Here is a 21,590-nt window from a genome sequence, read left to right as displayed (position 1 = left end):
CCGTCCTTGCGAATGTCATGATTTAGACCAAAAGCTTAGCTCTCTCGGCATAGAGGTGCCGCTTGCCTCCGACCGTGATAGGACCCATCCAATTCCACTGAGGCGGCGATCAGCTTCCCTATAACCCCTTGGGCTTTCGTTCTCACAGCTTATGGTTTGGCGGCTTTGCTCAGCCTATTGCCTGTGCTGATAGCTAGGTTGCGCGGCGTACAACTTCATGCTGGCGGCCCCGCCTTTGACGATTTTCCTCATTTTTCCGAGGACAGCAAAAACCGTCTCAAGCAAAATTATGACCGCATGCGCGGAACATTAGGATTTTGGAAGCAACAAGCGGTCAAATATGAACGCATTCACATATGCTGCATGCTGTGGACAATCGTGTTGTCAGGCATAATACCGCCGCGCTCTGGCGTTAACTCGAACGTGAGTTGGTCGTGACGCACGTCTGTGCTGGCCTGCGGCCTGTGCAGCAGGAGGCCGCCATGGCACGACCGGGCCTGACGATCCGCACCGACCTCGCGAGCGCCGCCGCGTTGCGTCGCTTGGCCCGGCGTGAGCCCCGCCGCCGCACGATGCAGCGCCTCCTGGCCGTGGCCAACGCGCTGGAGGGCATGAGCCGCGCCGAAGCGGCGCGGGCGGCCGGGATGGAGCGCCAAACCCTGCGCGACGCGGTGATCCGGTTCCATGCCGAGGGGCTGGCCGGGCTGGTGGATCGTCCGCACGGCCACAGGCGGGAGATCCTCAGCGAGGGCGAGCAGGCGGTGCTGGTGCAGCGCATCCTGGTCGGGCCGGATCCCGAGCAAGGGGAGCCGTCGAGCTGGACGCTGCCGGACCTCTGCCGCTTCATCGAGGAGCGGTTCGACAAGACCATGGGCCCGCAATCCATGTCGCGGGTCGTGCGTCGGCTCGGGCTGTCGAAGCAGAAGGCCAGGCCCGTTCACCCGAAGCGGGACGCCCGTGCCGCTGCCGCTTTCGCCAAAAGGGGCTTCGCACCGCCGTAGCGGCGGCGGCCCAAGCCCATCCGGACAAGAGGATCGCGCTCTGGTTCATGGACGAGGCGCGCGTGGGCCAGAAGGGCCGGACCGGCCACCGCTGGTGGGTGCGCGGCCAACGCCCGCCAGGGCTGTGCGACAAGCGCTTCGCCTCGGCTTACATCTTCGCGGCCGTGCGGCCTGCCACCGGGGAGGACTTCGCCCTCGTGCTGCCGCGGGTCTGCACTCCGGCCATGGACCGCTTCCTGACCGACTTTGCGGCCAGCATCCCGGCCGACACCCACGCTGTGATGGTGCTGGACGGCGCTGGCTGGCACGATCCGCGCGCGGTGACGCTCCCGCCCAACCTCACCCTCGTGCCCCTGCCGCCCTACAGTCCCGAGTTGAACCCGGTCGAGCGCGTCTGGCTCTACCTGCGCGAGCGCTACCTCTCCCATCGGCTCCTGGCCGATTACGAGGCCGTCGTGGAGGCGTGCTGCCGGGCCTGGAACGCTCTCGCGGCAGAGACCGGCCGCATCAAGTCCCTCTGCGCATACCCCTACCTCGAACAGATCAGTTCATAAGCGCGGCGGTATCAACCAGTGTTTCCAAACCGAATCGGCATATCCTAACGGGATTCAGATGCAGGCACAGGCGCAATGCCTCGGAGCGTCGCTCCTCGTGCCTTCTCCGGAGAAAAATGACTCCTGAAGCTTATAGTGCCATACAGGCATTGATGCGCTCAGCTCGACTAGGAGTTCTGAGCCCGGCTTGACGTCTGACACGAAGAGGCGGTCCCGGACCCTGGTGGCCGCCGCATAGAGTAGCCGGCGGTCGGTCGCGACCACCTCGTCGAGTTCGAACGCGTCGGCGACGTCGTCCACGCGCTCGGTAAGTGGCAGGACGCCCTCGTCGCAGCCGATGAGGGCGAAGGCGCGGAATTCTTGCCCCTTCGCGAGGTGCATTGTCCCGAGCAGCGCCGCTGTCCCATTGCTCCCGGTCTCCCCCGAGCAAGCGCACGGAAAGTCCAGCCGCTTCAGCCACGGCCCTTGCCCGATTGATCTGCGCCTCGGAGCGGACGAAGAGGCCGATCGCCGCTGGTCTAATACCGGCGCGCCTTTGATCTGATCCGTCCATACGAACCATGCTGCGCGGAGGTGCGGGGGCGAGGAGAATGCGTCAACTCAAACGCGCGACGGTATGATACCTGCCATCGCAGAGCGGCCGAATAGCGCAGCCGGTCCGAGTGCGAGTAGCTCCCGCGGCGACTGAGCATGGGACGGCGGTAAGGTGAGAACCTCGACACCCCAGTCACGGCTTACTATTGGCTTACTAAGCCCAATCTGCAGTAAGCCGGTAGCAACGGACTGTCACCTAAGTCATTGATTTTCAATGGTCGGAGCGGCGGGATTCGAACCCACGACCCCTAGTCCCCCAGACTAGTGCGCTAACCGGGCTGCGCTACGCTCCGACGGCCCGAGGCGGTCGAGGCCGCCCGTGAGCCCGGGGGTCTTAGCCGGCCCGGCTCGGCCGCGCAACCCCTTTCGCGGGCCCTCCGCCGCCGCGGCGGCGGAGGGCCCGCGACGCCTCAGAGCGACTTCAGCAGCGCCTCGGCGCTCGACACCTCGGCCTTCGAGGGCGTGTCCTCGACGTTGAGGGCGCGCACCACCCCGTCCTCGACCAGCATCGCGTAGCGCTTCGAGCGCACGCCGAGGCCGAACCCGGCCCCGTCCATGTCGAGGCCGATGGCCTTGGCGAAATCCCCGTTGCCGTCGGCCAGGAACTCGATGCCCTCCGCCCCGGCCGCCTTCGCCCACGCGTCGAGCACGAAGACGTCGTTGACCGAGGTCACGGCGATCCCGTCGATGCCGTGCGACAGAATCTCGGCCCGCTTGGCGACGTAGCCCGGCAGGTGGTTGCGGTGGCAGGTCGGCGTGAAGGCGCCCGGCACGGCGACCAGCACCACGCGGCGGCCCTTGAACACGTCGTCGGTGGTCTTGGCCACGGGGCCGTCCGCGGTCATCACGCGGAAGGTCGCCTGGGGCAGGTGATCCCCTACCTGGATGGTCATGGTGCTCTCCCGATGGTGAGGCCGCCGGGTCCCTTCGCCCCGGCCCCGGTGCCCGTTCCGGAGCGTCCAGCCCTCCGGAGGGCGCGTGCGCCCGGGGACGTCCGCCCCCGCGGGCCGCGGGTGCTTAGCGCGACCATTCCCGGGTGTCGAGATTGGCCTCGGTCGTCACCGGGCGCTGGCCCGGGCTCGCCAGGATCAGGCTGAGGGGCAGCTGGTCGGGGCCCTCGGGCGGACGCTCCAGGACGGGGATGCGGAACAGCACCGTACCGGGCGCTTCGGGCAGGGGGCGGGGCGGCGGCAGCAGCAGCCAGCCGGGGGGCGCCGAGACGAACAGGTCCGCCTTGTCGCCGCTCGGCACCCGCGCCCGCACCGCGACGAAGAGCCGGCCGGCGAGGCCCGGCGGCTCGGGCACCGCGCCCAGGACCGCGAGCGGCCCCTCGCCCAGGCGCACCGGCCGCGGCGAGGCCGCCACCGCCTCCGCCACCCGCGGGTCGCCCACCGCCGCCGCATCGGCCGGCAGGGTCAGCGAGAGATCCGCGCGCACCGGAATGCAGATGTCGTTGCACACGCCGTAATCGAGGCGCAGCCGCAGGGAGACCGGCGCGCGGCCATCGGCCGGCACGACCCGGATCGGCAGCACGACGCGGTCCTCGTAGCCGAAGACCACGTCGCCCGCCTCCTTCATCCGCCGCGGCACCGGCCAGAGCACGTCGACCGCCGCGGCGTTGCGCGAGCTGGACCAGTCGATCGCGGGCGGCATCCCGGCCTCGCCCGGATCGCGCCAGAAGGTCTTGAAGCCGCGATCGAGCAGGATCTCCAGCCCGGCGAAGCGCACCCCGTCCGCCTGTCCCCCGGGGATCAGCCGCGCCCGCGCGTGCAGGCCCGTGGCCCAGGCCGAGGCCGCCCGGGCGGGCCCGGCCGCCTGGACCAGCGCCAGCACCGTCAGCGCCGCGCAGGCGGCCAGGGCGGCGGGGCGGGCGGCCCGGCGCCGCCCGGAAGCGCGATGGGTCCCGGAAGCACAGAGGATCATGGCCTACTCGTCCGCACTCGCGCGGTGCGCGATACGCCGGCTCAGGTCACGTCGGATGAGCGTACCAGCAGGAAACGGACCAAGGCGAGAAACGATCACGTGACCGTGCCGGATCCGCGGCGGCGTGGAGGATGGACAAAGGCGGCCCGGGGCGTAGCATAGGGCCATGCGCACGCGATCCGCTCCTGACGACACGACGGCGCCGGGCCGGGCCTCCGCGGCGGGCTACCTCGACGGGCAGCTGCTGGTGGCAATGCCGGGCATGGCCGACGAGCGCTTCGCCCGCTCGGTGATCTACCTCTGCGCCCACTCGGCCGAGGGGGCGATGGGGATCATCGTCAACAAGCCCGCGGCCGACCTCAACATGCCGGATCTGCTGGTCCAGCTCGACATCATCCGCCAGGACGACGCCATCCGGCTGCCGAACCGGGTCGGGCACATGCCCGTGCTGATGGGCGGCCCCGTGGAGTCGAGCCGCGGCTTCGTCCTGCACTCGCCCGACTTCCACATCGACCAGTCCACCCTGCTGATCGACGACGGGATCTGCCTGACCGCGACGGTCGAGATCCTGCGGGCGATCGCGGCCGGGACGGGCCCGCGCGACGCCGTGCTGGCCCTCGGCTACGCGGGCTGGCAGCCGGGCCAGCTCGAGAGCGAGATCCAGGCCAATGGCTGGCTGCACTGCCCGGCCGATCCGGACCTGATCTTCAACGCCGCCCTCGATGCCAAGTACGACCGGGCCCTGCGGGCGATCGGGATCGAGCCCGCCATGCTCTCGATGAGCGCCGGGCACGCCTGAGGGCCGCGCGGCCGCCCCCGGCCTCATCCGACATCCGGTTGGTGGCTTCGCCATCTCCGATTTCGGCCATGCGGATGGCGGCGTCGCTCAGGCGCCGCGCTCAGGCGCCCGCGCGGGCTCGTGATCCGGGACCCGCTTCGATCAAGCGGAGCCCGGATCACTCCCCGGTGTCGAGGAAGCCCGGGTTCATCCCCTCCACCGGCGGCGGGCGCCGGCGGACCGGGCGGGGCGCGTTGCTGGCGGTCGGGGCCGTGCTCACCGTCAAGCCGAGCCGCGTCGCGAGCGAGAGCACGCGCGCCTCGGTGATGCGCAGGTGGCAGAAGCCGTGCACCCCCTCGCGGGCATAGGCGCGGCACATCTGCTCCCGGTCCGCCGAGAAGGCCGCCTGCTCGGCGACGATCGGGCGGATCTCCTCGCGCTTGGCGCGCTGGGTCATCACCCGGTAATTCTCGCGCACGGCGCGGTCGGCCGCCCCGCGGGCGCCGTCGAATTCCTGGGCGCGCGTCACCAGGGAGGCCGCGCCCGGCCCCCACAGGCCCTTCGGGGTGGTGGCGCAGTCCTGGGCCTGGAACACGCAGATGTCGGGCTCGGTCAGGGGCGTGACGAGCACGCTGCCCTCCAGGATCTCCATTCGGAGCGGGCAGACCGGGTCCGACGAGGCCAGCCGCGTGACCCCGTTCGGCCGCCCCTGGTCGGTGAGGGCGAGGGGCGCCCCTTTGCTGAGCGACACCCGGCAGGATTCGATCGGCTGCGAGATCCGGGTGCCCTCGAGGGTGACGCGGGCGGTGAGGCCGCCCTGGGCCCGTTCCAGCTTCAGGCTGCCGGCGCTGCCGTTCTGCAGCAGGTCCTGGCCGATGGCGCCGTCGTCGCTCGGCGCCTTGATCACCACCGGCCTCGGCGCCGGGGGCGGCGCCGCCGGGCGCGGATCGGCCGCCGGGGGCGGCGCGTCCATCGGGGCCGCGGGCGCGGCCGGGCGGGGCGGCGCGGCCGGGCGCGCCGCCCGCCCGATGCCGAACAGCTCCTCGAAGAAGTTCTGGGCGGAGGCCGGGGCGGGCAGGGCGGCCCCGGCGAGGGCCAGGACGAGGGCCGTGGCGAGGGGGCGGAACGAGGGCATCAGGCTCCTGAGCAGGCTCGCGGCAAGCGCCCGGTCGGTCCCGGACGACGACAGGCCCGCATCCCGACCGACAGGGCGGCCCGCCCGGGGCAGGTCCACCCGGGGCAGGTCCGCGCAAGGACGCGACGCGCAGACCTTCCTCGTAGCATGCGCCCCGTGGCGGGCGCGTGGCAAGGCCGCAACATTCTCGTGGCGGCTTGGCCGCTGGCCCGGATTCGCAGTTGACGGACGGGCCGCGCGCGGGCCGTCTCGGCGGGAGGGGACCTCGCCTTGCGGGCCTCCGGCGGCGTTCTTATATCGCGTCCGGCGCGGGTCCCGGATCGTCTCTCCCCCCGAGGTTCCAGCGGATCCCGCCCGGCACAACCGATCTTCGTCACCTGTAGCACCATGGGCCGAGCTGCTTCGGGGCTCGGCGGTCTGCTTAAAAAACATCAACGAGGGATCCCACCATGGGTAAAGTCATCGGTATCGATCTTGGCACGACGAACAGCTGCGTGGCCGTGATGGAAGGCACGCAGCCCAAGGTCATCGAGAACGCGGAAGGCGCGCGCACCACCCCGTCGATCGTCGCCTTCACGGACGAGGGCGAGCGCCTCGTCGGACAGCCGGCCAAGCGCCAGGCGGTCACCAACCCGTCGCGCACCTTCTTCGCGATCAAGCGCCTCATCGGCCGCACCTACGACGACCCGATGACGCAGAAGGACAAGGGCCTCGTGCCCTACCACATCGTGCGCGCCGGCAACGGCGACGCCTGGGTCGAGGCGGACGGCAAGCAATTCTCGCCCTCCCAGATCTCCGCCTTCACGCTGCAGAAGATGAAGGAGACGGCCGAGTCCTACCTGGGCCAGCCGGTCACGCAGGCGGTCATCACGGTCCCGGCCTACTTCAACGACGCGCAGCGCCAGGCCACCAAGGACGCCGGCAAGATCGCCGGGCTCGAAGTGCTGCGCATCATCAACGAGCCGACCGCGGCCGCGCTCGCCTACGGCCTCGACAAGAAGAAGTCCGGCGTGATCGCGGTCTACGACCTCGGCGGCGGCACCTTCGACGTCTCGATCCTGGAGATCGGCGACGGCGTCTTCGAGGTGAAGTCGACCAACGGCGACACCTTCCTGGGCGGTGAGGATTTCGACAACCGCATCGTCGAGTACCTCGCGGCCGAGTTCAAGCGCGAGCAGGGCATCGACCTGACCCGGGACAAGCTCGCCCTGCAGCGCCTGAAGGAGGCGGCCGAGAAGGCCAAGATCGAGCTGTCCTCGGCCACCCAGACCGAGATCAACCTGCCCTACATCACGGCCGACGCGTCCGGCCCGAAGCACCTCGCGCTCAAGCTCAGCCGCGCCAAGTTCGAGTCGCTCGTCGACGACCTGATCCAGCGCACCATCGAGCCCTGCCGCAAGGCGCTCAAGGATGCGGGCGTCGCGGCGAGCGAGATCGACGAGGTGGTGCTGGTCGGCGGCATGACCCGCATGCCGAAGATCCAGGACGTGGTGAAGACCTTCTTCGGCAAGGAGCCCCACAAGGGCGTCAACCCGGACGAGGTCGTGGCGATCGGCGCGGCCGTGCAGGCGGGCGTGCTCCAGGGCGACGTCAAGGACGTGCTGCTCCTCGACGTGACCCCGCTCTCCCTCGGCATCGAGACGCTGGGCGGCGTGTTCACCCGGCTCATCGACCGCAACACCACGATCCCGACCAAGAAATCCCAGGTCTTCTCGACGGCGGAGGACAACCAGAACGCGGTCACCATCCGGGTCTTCCAGGGTGAGCGCGAGATGGCGGCCGACAACAAGCTGCTCGGCCAGTTCGACCTGGTCGGCATCCCGCCGGCCCCGCGCGGCGTGCCGCAGATCGAGGTGACCTTCGACATCGACGCCAACGGCATCGTCAACGTCACCGCCAAGGACAAGGCGACCGGCAAGGAGCACCAGATCCGCATCCAGGCCTCGGGCGGCCTGTCCGACACCGAGATCCAGCGCATGGTGCAGGAGGCCGAGGCCAACGCGGCCGAGGACAAGAAGCGCCGCGAACTCGTCGAGGTGAAGAACCAGGGCGAGAGCCTGGTCCATGCGACCGAGAAGTCGGTCAAGGAGTACGGCGACAAGGTCTCGGAGAGCGACCGGGCCGGCATCAGCACGGCGATCGACGCGCTGCGCCAGGCGCTCGCCGGCGAGGATGTCGAGACCATCAAGGCCCGCACGACGGACCTGATGCAGGCCTCGATGAAGCTCGGCGAGGCGATGTACGCCGCGCAGGCGGGCGGCGGCGAGGCCGCGTCCGCCGGCGCGGAGGACCCGCAGGCCAAGAAGGACGACGTGATCGACGCCGACTTCCAGGAAGTCGACGACAAGGATCACAAGAAGCGGGCCTGAGGCCCGGCGCGGCCGGGGGCGAGAGCTCCCGGCCGCGCGCGCGTTTGCGTGAGCGCTCGCGCCCGGGCGGGCGCGCAGGATCCCCGCATCCCGCCAGGATGCGGGGATCCTGCGCGCCGTCCTGACGCGGAATTCGGGGAAAGGCCGCCGCGGTCCCGGGCGCTCGCAGCGCCGGGGGCCGCGCGCCTTTGGGACGACACGGGGCCCTCCAGGCTCGGGGACGGGGAATGTCGAAGCGCGACTATTACGAGGTGCTGGGCGTCGCCAAGACGGCGGGCGAGGCGGAGCTGAAATCGGCCTTCCGGAAGCTCGCCATGGCCTACCATCCCGACCGGAACCCCGGCGACAAGGAAGCCGAGATCAAGTTCAAGGAGGTCAACGAGGCCTACCAGACCCTGTCGGACGACCAGAAGCGCGCCGCCTACGACCGCTTCGGCCACGCCGCCTTCTCGCAGGGAGGGCCGGGCGGGCCGGGCTTCGGGGCCGATTTCGGCGACTTCATGTCGGACATCTTCGACACGTTCTTCGGGGATGCCCGGGCGGGCGGCGCCGGCCCGCGCGGCGGCGGCGGCCGGGCTGGCGGCCGGGAGCGGGGCGCCGACCTGCGCTACAACCTGGAAATCTCGCTCGAGGAGGCGTTCACCGGCAAGACCGAGACGATCCGGCTGCCGACCTCGGTCACCTGCGAGGTCTGCGCCGGCTCGGGCGCCAAGGCCGGCTCGAAGCCCCGCGTCTGCCCGACCTGCGGCGGCTACGGCCGGGTGCGCGCGGCGCAGGGCTTCTTCGCCATCGAGCGCACCTGCCCGAATTGCCAGGGCCGCGGCGAGATCATCGACGATCCCTGCGCGGCCTGCGGCGGTGCCGGCCGGGTCACGCGCGAGCGCACGCTCTCGGTCAACGTGCCGGCGGGCGTCGACGACGGGCTGCGCATCCGGCTCGCCGGCGAGGGCGAGTCCGGCCTGCGCGGCGGCCCGGCGGGCGACCTCTACATCTTCCTCTCGATCAAGCCGCACCCGTTCTTCCAGCGCGACGGGGCCGACCTGTTCTGCCGGGTGCCGATCTCGATGGTGACGGCGGCCCTCTCCGGCGAGATCACGGTGCCGGTCATCGACGGCTCCCACACCACCGTGCGGGTCCCCGGCGGCACCCAGACCAACAAGCAGTTCCGGCTCAAAGGCAAGGGCATGCCGGTCCTGCGCTCGCGCGACGTCGGCGACCTCTACATCCAGGTCTTCGTCGAGACGCCGCAGAACCTCACCAAGCGCCAGCGCGAATTGCTGCAGGAATTCGACCAGCTCGGCAGCCAGGCCGATAACCACCCGGAGAGCGCGGGCTTCTTCTCCCGGGTCAAGGAGTTCTTCGACGGGTTGAGCGGCTCGGGCCGCGCCTGAGCTCGCGCCGCGAACCCGGGCCCCCGACGCGCGTTTTCCGCCCGGTCGTGCGGGGATCCGCCGCGCCGCGGCGGCGGCGGGTTTCTTGCCGGCTCCAGGCTTGACGGCGGCGCCCCTTTGGTCGAGAGCCGTTTCCCAATCGTCCGCGTGATTTAAGGGTCCGACCGTCTTGCCCTTGCCCCGCCGATCCAGCGCGAAAGCCGTCGCCCTGCCCCGATCCGCGCCGCGGCGCGACCTGTTCGAGGACGAGGCGCGGTTCCTGCGCTCGTGGCTGGAGCGGCCGCTGGTGACCGGCGCGGTGACGCCCTCGGGGCGGCTGCTCGCCCGCACCATGGCCTCCTACGTCGATCCGCGCAGGCCGGGGCCGGTGATCGAGCTCGGGCCCGGCACCGGACCGGTGACGGACGCGCTGGTGCGCCGCGGCATCGAGCAGGAGCGCCTCGTCCTCGTCGAGTACAACCCGGATTTCTGCGACCTCCTGCGCCGCCGCTTCCCGCGCGCCACCATCCTGCGCGGCGACGCCTACCGGATGCGCGAGACCCTCGGAGACGTACTGGCCGAGCCGGCCTGCGCCACCATCTCGAGCCTGCCGCTCTTCACCAAGCCCCTGGAGCAGCGCCTCGACCTGCTGCAGGAGGCGCACGACCTGATGCACCCGGACGCGCCCTTCGTGCAGTTCACCTACGCGGTGGTGCCGCCGATCCCGGCCCAGGCCTTCGGCTACACGGCGAGCCGCTCGAACAAGGTCTGGCTGAACCTGCCGCCGGCCCGGGTCTGGGTCTACCGCCGGTCCTGACGGGCCGGCGACCGGCGCGCCCGCTTGCCCGGGTCTCGCCCGAAGGGCGGAGCGCGCCGCGCATCGCCGCCGGGCGCGGGCTGCCTATCTCCCCCCCGGCGCGGCCAGCACGCCGCGTCGCGCGAGGAGAGAGACCATGCACGTCACGATCGAGGAAGCCGAGAAGGCCATCGCGGCCGCCCGCGCCAAGGCGCAGGCGATCGGCACCCAGATGTGCATCGCCGTCGTGGATTCGGGGGGCAACCTCAAGGCCTTCTCCCGGATGGACGATGCCTGGGTGGGCTCGATCGACATCGCCCAGAAGAAGGCCCGCACCGCGCTGTTCTTCGGCATGCCGACCGGCCAGATCGGGGCGCTGTCGCAGCCCGGCGGCCCCCTCTACGGCATCGAGCACTCGAATGGCGGGCTGATCACCTTCCCGGGCGGGATCCCGATCGTGGACAAGGACGGGGTGATGTCCGGGGCGATCGGCGTCAGCGGCTCGACCGTGGAGGACGACCACGCGGTGGCCGAGGCGGGGGCGCGGGCGGTGGGGGCGACCGAGCTTCCCGCGCATCCCTGGCGGACCTGACGGGGGCGGCGGCACGGCCGAGCTACCCCCTTTTGGACGCGTTCCTCTGCTTTCAGCGCCGGGCCCGGCCGAACCGGGCTTGTCCAGGAGTGTCCCCGTGCTGCATCGCCTCGCCCTCGTCCTCGCCCTGACCTCGACGGGCGCCCTCGCGGCGCCCGTGCAGACGCCGGCTCCGGACCGCGCCGCCCTGAAGCAGTTCTGCACGGGCGACTACCTCACCTATTGCGGCAACTTCCCGCCGGACGGCCCCGAGGTGCAGGCCTGCTTCAAGCAGAACAAGGCCAAGCTCTCGCAGACCTGCCAGGCCGCGATCACCGGCTACGTGAAGGCGCAGCGCAAGGGCTGATCACCGTCCCCGGGCGCCGCGACGCGCCCGGCGCCGGACGAACCGCGAGGTTGCCCAGGCCGTTGCGGCCCGTGCCTGAGGCGGCGTCTCATCCAACCTCCGGTTGATGGCTTCGCCATCTCCGATTTCGGCCATGCGGATGTCGGCGTCGCTCAGGCGCCGCGCACAGGCGCCGCGCAGGCTCGCGATCCGGGATCCGCTTCGATCGAGCGGATTTCGCCTCAGGCGGAGGGCCGCCCGGCCCGGGCGAGGCCGCGGGGCGGACCGCCCGGCCGATCGGTGAGCCGGCGCACATCCTCGGGCAAGCTGTTTCTGCCACAGTTGCGGAGGATCGGCCGCAGGGAGGGCCGGATCCGACGGGATCGCCCGATCGTGTCGCGCCGCGGCACTGGCGCCCCGCCGCCTCCGCCGCTCCACTGGACGGCCCTTGAGTGAGGCACGGCCCATGGCGGATGCATCCCTGTTCCTGAACCTCGGCGGCGCCATGGCGCTCGCCGCGCTCGCCGGGCACGGCATCCGCTGGGCGCTCGACGCCTGGGTCCGGCTCGCCCCGGCCGGCAGCGACGAGGTCGAGCCGGCCGAGTAGGCCGGCCCCCGCCGCCAGGCCCGATCGCGGGACCGGGGCCCGGTCCGCGGGACCTCGGCCGGGAAGGCGTCCGAGAAAGCTGTGGGCGGGCCCGAGCCGGGTCGGGCTCACCGTGGTTCCAGAAAAATTCTTTTTCTGTCAGGATCTTGCTGGCCTTTCTTGCGGTGCCGCACGAGAACTCGGCCGGAACCGCCGGCCGCCCTCCCGCGGGCCGATCTCCTCGTCCCTGCGGGGACTTGGCGGCTTGTCCTCGGGTGCCCGCCCCGTGCCGCGGCGGCGTTTGACTCCCTCCCGTCAAGTCTTCCTTCATGAAAGCGCGTCAGCGTGGCTGGAAGGCGGTCGCGGCCCGGAGGGCGGCGGCGGGGCGGCAGGGGGACCGAGAGCGCGATGGCAGGATCCCAGAACGGTGGCTCCGGCACGGCCTCGGCCCTGCGGCTCGCGGCGGTGGCCGGCGTGGCGCTGCTCACCGCGAACTGCGCCGGGACCCCGCATCCGGGCGCGACGGCCTCGGTCCGCGGCGGCCGGCAGGTCGACCCGAAATACGGCGTGGTGCCGAGCCCCCGGCTCTACGGGGAGAACGACCCGATCCCGAAGGGGGGCGGGCGCGCCATGGTGGGCAAACCCTACGTGGTGGCCGGCCACACCTACGTCCCGCGCGAGAATCCCCGCGGCTACGTCCGCGAGGGGCTGGCCTCCTGGTACGGCACCGCCTTCCACGGCCGCCAGACCGCCAACGGCGAGGTCTTCGACCGCTTCTCCGTGGCGGCGGCGCACCCGACCCTGCCGCTGCCGAGCTACGCCCGCGTCACCAACCTCGCGAACGGCCACTCGATGGTGGTGCGCGTCAACGACCGCGGCCCCTATCATGCCGGGCGCCTGATGGACGTCTCCGAGCGGGTGGCCGAGGCGCTGGAATTCCACCGCCGCGGCACGACCCGGGTGCGGGTCGAGTATCTGGGCATGGCCTCGGTGGCGGGCAGCGACGACCGCAAGCTGATGGCGACGCTGCGCACGGATGGCAGCCCGGCGGGCAGGCCCTCCGGCGCCAACCTGATGGTGGCGGATGCGGGCGAGGAGGCGAAGCCCTTCGCCTTCCGGCAGCCGGAGCCCGAGGCCGCGCCCGTGCGGCCGGTCGTCGAGCGCCCGCGGGTCGCCCCGGCGCCGGTCGTGGTGGCCGAGGCGCCGCGGCGGGCCGCCCCGGTCCGGGTGGCCGAGGTCGCGCCCCGGCCCGCGCCCGCCCCGGCCCCGGTGCGGGTCGCGCAGGCGGCCCCGCCGCGGCCCGGTCTCCGGGCCCTCCCGGCAGCGATGCGGCCCGACGCGGCGGCGCGGGACCGCGGCGCCCTGGCCCAGGCCATGCTGGCCGCCGCGCAGGCGGCCCCCGCCGCGCGGGCGGCCACGCCGCGCCACGCCGCGCCGCTGCCTCTGACCTCGCCGCTCCAGCTCAGCGGCGCTCCCCCGCGGCCGCCGCTGCGGCCCGGGCCTGAGCACAGCCTGACCGCCAAGCTCGACGGGGCGGAGGCGGGCGAGCGCAAGGGCCGCGCGCCACGCGCCCGCACGGCCGACATGCTCTGATCCGCTGTCCGGACGCTCACGTCCGGACAGCGGATGACGCGCCCGCGCGGCGCGAGCCCGCGCGCGCGTGAGCGAAGCCCCAATCCGCCATCCCGAAGGGATCATGCGGATTGGGTATGACACGCCCGCGCGGCGCCTGAGCGACGCCGACCTCCGCATGGCGACGCAATCCGTCGTATGATGGGTGGCGGGCGGCGCGTTCCTCGCCGGACCGGCCGCCGCGGGGCGGCCGCCGTCCCGCCGCGCCTCCGGCTCGGTCGCGGCCGCGCTTCGGCAAGATGGGCGTTCCGCCGCAATGACGGGCGTTCCGCCGCAATTGCTCCGTCCGGGCCGGGGCGGCAGAGTGGCGCCCGGTCGAGGACGCGGATGGTGGCGCATGACGGGCAGGGCGGGACGGGCGGGCAGGGCGGTCACGGGGCTCGTCGCGGGGCTCCTCCTCGCGGCGGCGAGCGCGGGCGCCGCGCGCGCGCAGGGCTTCCAGAGCCAGGCGCCCCACGCGATCCTCCTCGACGCCGATTCCGGCTCGGTCCTCTACGAGAAGAACGCCGACGAGCCGTTCTCGCCCGCCAGCATGGCCAAGCTCATGACCGTCGAGGTGATCTTCGACGAGATGCGCAAGGGCCGCCTCAATCAGGACAGCGAGTTCCCGATCAGCGAGAACGCCTGGAAGCACGGCGGCGCGGGCGGGGGCGGCTCGTCGATGTTCGCTCAGCTTAACAGCAAGGTGAAGCTGCCCGACCTCCTGCGCGGCATCATCGTGCAGTCGGGCAACGACGCCGCCATCGCGGCGGCCGAGGCGATCGGCGGCACCGAGGACAATTTCGCCCAGATCATGAACCGTCACGCCCGCGAGATCGGGCTGACCCGCTCCACCTTCCGCAACCCCACCGGCTACTCGGCGCCCGACCAGAAGGTGACGGCCCGCGACCTCGCGAAGCTCGCCATCCACCTCATCGAGACCTACCCGGACGAGTACAAGCTGTTCTCCGAGCGCGAGTTCACCTGGAACAAGATCCGCCAGCAGAACCGCAACCCGCTCCTCACCATGGATCTCGGCGCGGACGGGCTCAAGACCGGCTACCTGGAGGAATCCGGCTACGGCCTGACCGGCTCGGCGGTGCAGAACGGCCAGCGGCTGATCCTGGTGGTGAGCGGCCTGAAGAAGGCCAGCGACCGGGCGGCGGAATCCCGCAAGCTCCTCGACTGGGGTTTCCGGGCCTTCGAGGGCCGGCAGGTCTTCGCCCCCGGCGAGACCGTGGCCGAGGTCGACACCTATGGCGGGGAGAAGGGCAAGGTCGCCCTGGTCGCCAAGAAGCCCGTGCGCGTGCTCCTGCCCCGGGGCTCCGCCGACCGACTCACGGCCCGCGTCGTCTATCAGGGGCCCCTGAAGGCGCCGATCGAGGCCGGGCGCGAGGTGGCGCGGCTCAAGGTCACCCGGGGCGAGCAGCAGGTGCTCGACATGCCCCTCTACACCGCCGAGAGCGTCGGCCCCGGCAGCATGACCCAGCGCGCCCTCGACGCGGCGCTCGAGGTCGGCACCGGCTGGGTGCGCGGCGCCTTCGCCAAGCTGACGAACCGGTCGTGAGCGGGGCGCCGCGCCCGGGCCTGTTCATCACCCTCGAGGGCGGGGAAGGGGCCGGCAAGTCGACCCAGGTGGCGCGCCTCGCCGAGTGGCTGCGCCGGAGCGACCGGGAGGTGGTCACCACCCGCGAGCCCGGCGGCTCGCCCCGGGCCGAGCAGATCCGCACCGCCCTGCTCGCCGGCGCCGCCAAGGATCACGGGCCCTTCGCGGAGGCGCTGCTCTTCTCCGCCGCCCGCCTGGACCACCTCGCCAGCCTGATCCGGCCGGCCCTGGCCCGCGGTGCCGTGGTGGTCTGCGACCGCTTCGCGGACTCGACCCGGGCCTACCAGGGGGTCGCCGGCGGCATCGATCCGGAGTGCGTGGCGGCGCTGGAACGGGTCGTGGTCGGCGCGACGCGGCCCGACCTGACGCTCATCCTCGACCTGCCGCCGGAGATCGGTCTCGCCCGCGCCCGGGGGCGCGAGCGCGGCCTCGCCCGCGGCCCGGACCGGTTCGAGGCCGAGGCGCTCGCCTTCCACCAGCGCCTGCGCGAGGCGTTCCGCGGCATCGCCGCGCGGGAGCCGGCCCGCTGCGCGCTCGTGGACGCCGCCGGCGAGCCCGACGCGGTGGCTGCCGCCATCCGGGCCGTCGTGGCCGGGCGCCTGCCGGAACTCGGCCTGGGGCTCGGCCATGCCGCCTGAGGCGACAGCCGAGGATCTCGAACCCGGCGACGTGCCGGGAATCGCCCGGCCCCGGGCGCGGGCGGTCCTGATCGGCCAGGAGGCCGCCGAGCGGGCCTTCCGGGAGGCGATCGGCGCGGGCCGGCTGCACCATGCCTGGCTCCTCGGCGGCCCGCGCGGGATCGGCAAGGCGACGCTCGCCTACCGGGTGGCGCGCCACCTCCTCGCCCACGGGGCGGGGCGGGGCCTGCCCGAGACGCTCGCCGTGCCGGAGACCCATCCGGTCGCCCGGCAGGTGGCGAGCCTCGCCCATCCGAACCTCGTGGTGCTGCGCCGCCAGCGGGCCCCCGGCGCCAAGACGCTGCCGACCCAGATCACCGTCGAGGCGGCGCGCCGCGCCCTCCACCTCTTCGCCGAGACCTCGGCCGATGCGGGCTACCGCGTCTGCGTCGTCGATTGCGCGGAGGAACTGAACCTCGCGAGCGCCAACGCCCTGCTCAAGCTGGTCGAGGAGCCGCCGCCGCGCTCGCTCTTCCTGATCGTCAGCCACGCGCCGGGCCGGCTGCTGCCGACCATCCGCTCCCGCTGCCGCCGGCTCGGCCTGCGCCCCCTCGGCGAGGGCGAGGTGGTGCGGGTGCTGCGCGGGCTCGGCGAGGCCGTGGCGGCGCATCCGCCGGAGGTGCTGGCCCGGGCGGCCGCCCTGAGCGAGGGCTCCGTCGCCCGCGCGCTGGGGCTCCTCGATCCGGCCACCCTCGCCCTCGTGGACGAGGTCGAGGCGCTGCTCCGCGCGCCCGACTGGCGGCGCGTCCTGGCGCTCGCCGAGCGCCTGAGCGGGCGCGAGGCCGAGGCGCTCTACGAGGTGGCCCTCGACACGGCGCAGCGCCACCTCGCGGCCGAGATCGGCCGGCGCCTCGCCGAGCCGCCGGCCCGGCTCGCGGCCCTGGCCGAGGCGAGCGAGCGCATCGCCCGCGTCGCCCGCGAGGCCGCGACCTACAACCTCGACCGCCGCCCGGTGATCCTGTCGCTGTTCGAGGAGGTGGCGGCGGCGCGCTGACCGGGCACGCGGCGCACCCGCCCCACGCCGCCGGCTGCCTCGGCGCGGGCCGCCGGCGCGCGGTGATCGCCCGCACCGCGCCGCCACCGGGCGCCATCGCGCGACCCCGCCGGACTCCCTCGCGGACGCAGCGCGCGCCGCGGGGCTGGTCTCCCGCGGCATCGCCGGCCCGGAGGATGCCGGGATGCGCGGCCTCGTCGGCTTCGACGGCGCGGCGCCGATCGCGGATGTCCTCCGGCCATCGCGGCCTTGCCCGGGAGCCGGCGCGCCGCTACATTCCCCTGCGTCAAGCTCCTCGCAATCCTGCCCGGTGGAGCGGCTGCTCCGACCGGCCGCGGTTCTGTGACCGTTCGGCCGGCGCGGAGGGCGACCCCCGCCCGAGGCGAGACCGATGACATCGTCCCCCGACTCCCTCCTGCCGATCCTGCAGCAATGCTGGTCCGCCGAGACCAGTCCCGAATGGCGGCCGGACAATCCCGCGCGCGGCCAGTGCGGCGTCACCGCCCTGGTCGTCCACGACCTCCACGGCGGCACCATCCTCAAGACCGAGACGGGCCGCGGGTGGCACTTCTACAACCGGGTGGACGGGACGCGTCACGACCTGACGGCCGGCCAGTTCGAGACCTCGATCGACTATGCGGACATCGCCAGCAGCCGGGAGGAGGCGCTGGCCGGCACCACGATGGAGCGCTACCGGACCCTCAAGATGCGGGTCAGGCAGCGCCTCGCGCAGCTTTCCTGAGCGCCCCGCTCAGGCGACGGTGTAGCCGCCGTCGATGACCGCGACCTGCCCGGTCATGTAGGCGGAGGCCGCGCTCGCGAGGTAGACCGCGATGCCGCCGAAATCCGCCGGCTGTCCGTAGCGGCGCAGCGGGATGCGGGGGAGGGTGTTCGCCACGAACTTCTCGTTTCCCATCAGCCCCGCCGTCATGTCGCTCGCGATCCAGCCCGGCAGGATCGCGTTCGCGGTCACGCCGTAGCGGGCGAGTTCGACCGCGAGCGCCCGCACCAGGGCGTTGAGCGCTCCCTTGGTCGCCCCGTAATGCTCGTTGCGCGCGGCGCCGAGGAGCGAGGCGACGCTCGAGGTCGCGACCAGCCGCCCGTAGGCGTCCCCGGCCTCGGCCCGCGCGGCCATGTGCCGGGCGGCCTGCTGGAACACCCCCACCACCCCGTCGAGGTTGACCGCGAAGGTGCGCCGCCACTCGGCCGCGTCCCGCTCCAGGAAGGAGCGCCGCCCGCCGCCCGCCACGCCCGCATTGGCGAAGACCGCGTCGACCCGCCCGAAGCGCCGCAGCGTCGCGGAAAAGCTCGCCTCCACCGCCTCCGGCTCGGCCACGTCGCACAGGAAGGCCTCGGCCGGCGCGCCCGTCGCGGCGAGCCGCGCCAGGGCGGCGCGGTTCTTGGCCTCGTCGCGGCCCCAGATCGCGACCGCGGCGCCCGCCCCGGCCAGCGCCTCCGCCATGCCGAGCCCGATGCCGCCATTGCCGCCGGTCACCAGCGCGACCCGCCCGGTCAGATCGAACATCCCCGCCATCCCGCCTCCCGGCCCCGCGCGGTGAGCCGGTCCGCCGCGGGGCGGCGGCGGACCGGGATCCGGACCCTCGGCCAAAGCCGCCGGGCGGGCAAGCGGCCGCCCCGTCGGGCCGCCGGCCGAACCCGGTCCGCGGCCGCGAGCGCGGGGTCCCGCGCATGGCACGCCTGCCCCGGGCGCGCTTGCATCCCGGGCCCCGGCGCCAAATCTGGGACGGGGCCTGACGCGACACACGGGAGCCCGCGATGCCGCCCTTCTCCGTCCTCGACCTCGCGCCGATCCCGCTGGGCGCGACGCCCGGCGACGCGCTGCGCAACACGCTCGACCTCGCCCGCCACGCGGAGCGCCTCGGCTACACCCGCTACTGGCTCGCCGAGCACCACAACATGGTGGGCATCGCCAGCGCCGCGACCGCGGTCGTCATCGCCCACGTGGCGGCCGGCACGGCGCGCATCCGGGTCGGGGCGGGCGGCATCATGCTGCCGAACCACGCGCCCCTGGTGATCGCCGAGCAGTTCGGCACGCTCGCGTCCCTGCATCCGGGCCGGATCGATCTCGGCCTCGGCCGCGCCCCCGGCACCGACGGGCGCACCCTGCGGGCCCTGCGCCGCGACCCCGCCGCCTCCGACACGTTCCCGCAGGACGTGCTCGAACTCCAGGCGCTGCTCGGCCCGGTGCAGCCGGGGCAGGTGGTCCAGGCGGTGCCGGGGGCGGGCACGCAGGTGCCGCTCTGGATCCTCGGCTCCAGCCTGTTCGGGGCGCAGCTCGCCGCGATGCTCGGCCTGCCCTTCGCCTTCGCGTCGCATTTCGCGCCCGACGCGCTGATGCAGGCCCTCGACCTCTACCGGTCGCGCTTCGAGCCGAGCGCCCAGCTCGACCGACCCTACGCGATGGTCGGCGTCAACGTGATCGCGGCCGAGACCGACGCCGAGGCGCGCCGGCTGTTCACCTCCGCGCAGCAATCCTTCACCAACCTCTTCCGCGGCACCCGCGGCCAGCTCCTGCCGCCCATCGACGACATCGAGACCTACTGGTCGCCCGCCGAGAAGGTGCAGGCCTCGCGCATGCTCGCCTGCTCCTTCGTGGGCGCGCGGGAGACGGTGCGCGAGGGCCTGGCCGCGTTCCTGGCCCGCACCGGGGCCGACGAGATCATGGTGGCGGCGGCGATCCACGACCACGGCGCGCGGCGCCGCTCCTACGAGATCCTGGCCGAGCTCCGGGAGGCGCGCCTGCCCGAGCCGGCCCTCGCCTGATCCCGACGGTCGCGGGACATGGCCGTCCCGGGACATGGCCTTTGGGGGGGACATGGCCGTCGGGACCGACGGCCGGCGGCCTCCGGACCGGGGGCGAGCTTCGTTGACCGGGGGGAGCGCACTCCCTAGGGTGCGCGCCTCACCCACCCGCCCGCGCCCGCCCGTCCGGGGCCCACGAGACACCATGCCCGCCTCGCTCCGCATCGACCCCGCCCTCCTCGACGCCGCCGCGACCTCCGCGGCCTGGCCCTTCGAGGAAGCGCGCAAGCTCGTCGCCCGGCTGGAGCGGAACCCGAAGGCCGAGCTGCTGTTCGAGACCGGCTACGGCCCCTCGGGCCTGCCGCATATCGGCACCTTCGGGGAGGTCGCCCGCACCTCGATGGTCCGCCACGCCTTCCGGCTGCTGACGCGGGACGCGGTGCCGACCCGGCTCATCGCCTTCTCGGACGACATGGACGGGCTGCGCAAGGTGCCGGACAACGTGCCGAACCGGGCCCTCCTGGCCGAGAGCCTCAACAAGCCCCTCACCGCCGTGCCGGATCCCTTCGGCACCCACGACAGTTTCGGCGCGCACAACAACGCCGAGCTGCGCCGCTTCCTCGATTCCTTCGGCTTCGACTACGAGTTCCTCTCGGCCACGGAATGCTACCGGGCGGGGGTGTTCGACGCGGCGCTCCTGCGCGTGCTGGAGCGCTACGACGCCGTCATGGCGGTGATGCTGCCCTCGCTGCGGGCGGAGCGCTCGGCCTCCTACTCGCCCTTCCTGCCGCTGCACCCGGTCACCGGCCACGTCATGCAGGTGCCGATCGACGAGGTGAAGGTCGCCGCCGGCACGATCGTCTGGCGCGACCCGGCGACGGGCGAGCGCTACGAGACCCCGGTGACCGGCGGCCACGCCAAGCTGCAGTGGAAGCCCGACTGGGCCATGCGCTGGGTCGCGCTCGGGGTCGATTACGAGATGGCCGGCAAGGACCTGATCGACTCGGTGAAGCTGTCGAGCCAGATCGCCCGCGCGCTCGGGGGCGAGCCGCCCGAGGGCTTCAACTACGAGCTCTTCCTGGACGAGAAGGGCCAGAAGATCTCGAAGTCGAAGGGCAACGGCCTCACCATCGACGAGTGGCTGGCCTACGGCACGCCCGAGAGCCTCGCGCTGTTCATGTACAACAAGCCGCGGGAGGCCAAGCGCCTGCACTTCGACGTGATCCCGCGCCACGTCGACGACTACCTGTCCTTCCTGGAGAAGTTTCCCGGCCAGGAGCCGAAGCTGCAGCTCGGCAACCCGGTCTGGCACATCCATGCGGGCGCGCCGCCGGCGCCGGAACTGGCGGCGGGCGGCGGCGCCATCACCTTCGCGATGCTGCTCAACCTGGTGGCGGTGGCGAATACCGAGGATCCGGCGGTGCTGTGGGGCTTCATCCGCCGCTACGCGCCGGAGGCCTCGCCGCGGACGCAGCCGCGCCTCGACCGGCTCGTCCACCACGCGGTGCGCTACTTCCGCGACTTCGTGCGGCCGCAGAAGCAGTACCGGGTGCCCGACGCCCAGGCCGGGGCGGCCCTCGCCGACCTGTCGGCGACCCTGGCGGAGCACGAGGGCTCGACCGATCCCGAGGCCCTGCAGGCCTTGGTCTACGAGGTCGGACGGCGCCACTACCCGGACCTGTCCGGCAAGGCCAAGAGCCCGGACGGGCGCCCGGGCGTGGCGCAGGCGTGGTTCACCACGCTCTACGCCAACCTGCTCGGCGAGGCGCGCGGACCCCGCTTCGGCTCCTTCGTGGCGCTCTACGGCGTGGCGGAGACCCGGGCCCTGATCGCCCGCGCCCTCTCGGGCGACCTCGCCGCCGAGCACGAGGCCTTCCTGGAGAGCCGGGCGCCCAAGGCGGCGGAGTAGACGCCCC

The 21,590-nt window shown here is 72.8% G+C and carries 20 protein-coding genes, 1 tRNA gene and 1 pseudogene; 16 read left to right on the top strand and 6 right to left on the bottom strand.

All coding sequences use genetic code 11. The features are described from left to right. Positions 1-482: 482 nt before the first annotated feature. The gene (locus MET2598_RS0131045; protein WP_018263501.1) at positions 483-1,001 is read left to right on the top strand and encodes a winged helix-turn-helix domain-containing protein; all 519 of its coding nucleotides are present in this window, start codon (positions 483-485) and stop codon (positions 999-1,001) included. 17 nt (positions 1,002-1,018) lie between these two features. Beyond that, positions 1,019-1,555: pseudogene (locus tag MET2598_RS0131040) on the top strand (IS630 family transposase); the annotation flags it as partial. A 54-nt stretch (positions 1,556-1,609) separates the two neighbouring features. Here MET2598_RS0131040 and MET2598_RS0131035 read toward each other — a convergent pair. The 4 genes from MET2598_RS0131035 to MET2598_RS0131020 form a co-directional block, all read right to left on the bottom strand. Then, a complete protein-coding gene (locus MET2598_RS0131035; protein ID WP_018263499.1) occupies positions 1,610-1,936 on the bottom strand; it encodes a 3'-5' exonuclease in 327 nt (108 codons plus the stop codon). Between the two features lie 428 nt (positions 1,937-2,364). Further along, positions 2,365-2,442 (bottom strand) — tRNA-Pro (locus tag MET2598_RS0131030). Positions 2,443-2,559: 117 nt separating this feature from the next. Continuing rightward, positions 2,560-3,042 (bottom strand): peroxiredoxin, encoded by a 483-nt coding sequence (locus MET2598_RS0131025; protein ID WP_012335910.1) that lies wholly within the window; start codon positions 3,040-3,042, stop codon positions 2,560-2,562. A gap of 124 nt (positions 3,043-3,166) precedes the next feature. Beyond that, positions 3,167-4,072, bottom strand: coding sequence for a protein-disulfide reductase DsbD domain-containing protein (locus MET2598_RS0131020; protein WP_012335911.1), 906 nt, complete (start codon positions 4,070-4,072; stop codon positions 3,167-3,169). Positions 4,073-4,238: 166 nt separating this feature from the next. Here MET2598_RS0131020 and MET2598_RS0131015 point away from each other — a divergent pair, with 166 nt between their 5' ends. Further along, complete coding sequence (locus MET2598_RS0131015) at positions 4,239-4,871, top strand: YqgE/AlgH family protein (protein ID WP_012335912.1); 633 nt, start codon at positions 4,239-4,241, stop codon at positions 4,869-4,871. 157 nt (positions 4,872-5,028) lie between these two features. Here MET2598_RS0131015 and MET2598_RS0131010 read toward each other — a convergent pair whose 3' ends face one another. Next, the gene (locus MET2598_RS0131010; RefSeq protein WP_018263498.1) at positions 5,029-5,985 is read right to left on the bottom strand and encodes a hypothetical protein; all 957 of its coding nucleotides are present in this window, start codon (positions 5,983-5,985) and stop codon (positions 5,029-5,031) included. Positions 5,986-6,434: 449 nt separating this feature from the next. Between MET2598_RS0131010 and dnaK the strand changes: the two genes are divergently transcribed. The 11 genes from dnaK (at position 6,435) to MET2598_RS0130955 (ending at position 17,653) form a co-directional block, all read left to right on the top strand. After that, positions 6,435-8,354 (top strand): molecular chaperone DnaK, encoded by a 1,920-nt coding sequence (gene dnaK / locus MET2598_RS0131005; protein ID WP_012335914.1) that lies wholly within the window; start codon positions 6,435-6,437, stop codon positions 8,352-8,354. A 227-nt stretch (positions 8,355-8,581) separates the two neighbouring features. Continuing rightward, entirely contained in the window at positions 8,582-9,745 is a 1,164-nt protein-coding gene (dnaJ, locus tag MET2598_RS0131000; protein ID WP_012335915.1) for a molecular chaperone DnaJ, read from the top strand. Between the two features lie 169 nt (positions 9,746-9,914). Further along, complete coding sequence (locus tag MET2598_RS0130995; RefSeq protein WP_026191026.1) at positions 9,915-10,541, top strand: class I SAM-dependent methyltransferase; 627 nt, start codon at positions 9,915-9,917, stop codon at positions 10,539-10,541. A gap of 136 nt (positions 10,542-10,677) precedes the next feature. Continuing rightward, the gene (locus tag MET2598_RS0130990; protein WP_012335917.1) at positions 10,678-11,112 is read left to right on the top strand and encodes a GlcG/HbpS family heme-binding protein; all 435 of its coding nucleotides are present in this window, start codon (positions 10,678-10,680) and stop codon (positions 11,110-11,112) included. Positions 11,113-11,209: 97 nt separating this feature from the next. Then, the gene (locus tag MET2598_RS0130985) at positions 11,210-11,458 is read left to right on the top strand and encodes a hypothetical protein (protein WP_012335918.1); all 249 of its coding nucleotides are present in this window, start codon (positions 11,210-11,212) and stop codon (positions 11,456-11,458) included. Positions 11,459-11,903: 445 nt separating this feature from the next. Next, positions 11,904-12,044 (top strand): hypothetical protein, encoded by a 141-nt coding sequence (locus tag MET2598_RS42425; protein WP_012335919.1) that lies wholly within the window; start codon positions 11,904-11,906, stop codon positions 12,042-12,044. Positions 12,045-12,431: 387 nt separating this feature from the next. Next, on the top strand, positions 12,432-13,616 hold the full coding sequence (locus MET2598_RS0130975; protein WP_018263496.1) for a septal ring lytic transglycosylase RlpA family protein: 1,185 nt from the start codon (positions 12,432-12,434) through the stop codon (positions 13,614-13,616). Positions 13,617-13,992: 376 nt separating this feature from the next. Continuing rightward, complete coding sequence (locus tag MET2598_RS0130970) at positions 13,993-15,201, top strand: D-alanyl-D-alanine carboxypeptidase family protein (protein ID WP_012335921.1); 1,209 nt, start codon at positions 13,993-13,995, stop codon at positions 15,199-15,201. After that, a complete protein-coding gene (gene tmk, locus MET2598_RS0130965; RefSeq protein ID WP_012335922.1) occupies positions 15,198-15,878 on the top strand; it encodes a dTMP kinase in 681 nt (226 codons plus the stop codon). The genes MET2598_RS0130970 and tmk overlap by 4 nt, the downstream gene beginning before the upstream one ends. Then, positions 15,868-16,911, top strand: coding sequence for a DNA polymerase III subunit delta' (locus tag MET2598_RS0130960; protein ID WP_018263495.1), 1,044 nt, complete (start codon positions 15,868-15,870; stop codon positions 16,909-16,911). The genes tmk and MET2598_RS0130960 overlap by 11 nt, the downstream gene beginning before the upstream one ends. A 391-nt stretch (positions 16,912-17,302) precedes the next feature. Continuing rightward, entirely contained in the window at positions 17,303-17,653 is a 351-nt protein-coding gene (locus MET2598_RS0130955; RefSeq protein ID WP_018263494.1) for a YunG family protein, read from the top strand. A gap of 9 nt (positions 17,654-17,662) precedes the next feature. Here MET2598_RS0130955 and MET2598_RS0130950 read toward each other — a convergent pair whose 3' ends face one another. After that, positions 17,663-18,436, bottom strand: a complete 774-nt coding sequence (locus MET2598_RS0130950) for an SDR family NAD(P)-dependent oxidoreductase (protein ID WP_018263493.1) — start codon at positions 18,434-18,436, stop codon at positions 17,663-17,665. A gap of 251 nt (positions 18,437-18,687) precedes the next feature. Here MET2598_RS0130950 and MET2598_RS0130945 point away from each other — a divergent pair, with 251 nt between their 5' ends. Together MET2598_RS0130945 and MET2598_RS0130940 are read left to right on the top strand one after the other, a co-directional pair. Continuing rightward, positions 18,688-19,695, top strand: a complete 1,008-nt coding sequence (locus MET2598_RS0130945) for an LLM class flavin-dependent oxidoreductase (RefSeq protein WP_012335926.1) — start codon at positions 18,688-18,690, stop codon at positions 19,693-19,695. A 184-nt stretch (positions 19,696-19,879) separates the two neighbouring features. Beyond that, entirely contained in the window at positions 19,880-21,583 is a 1,704-nt protein-coding gene (locus MET2598_RS0130940; protein WP_018263492.1) for a lysine--tRNA ligase, read from the top strand. The last annotated feature ends 7 nt before the right edge of the window (positions 21,584-21,590 follow it).

It is taken from the genome of Methylobacterium sp. WSM2598 (genome assembly GCF_000379105.1).
Classification (GTDB): domain Bacteria; phylum Pseudomonadota; class Alphaproteobacteria; order Rhizobiales; family Beijerinckiaceae; genus Methylobacterium.
This window is presented reverse-complemented; position numbering and strand designations above follow the sequence as displayed.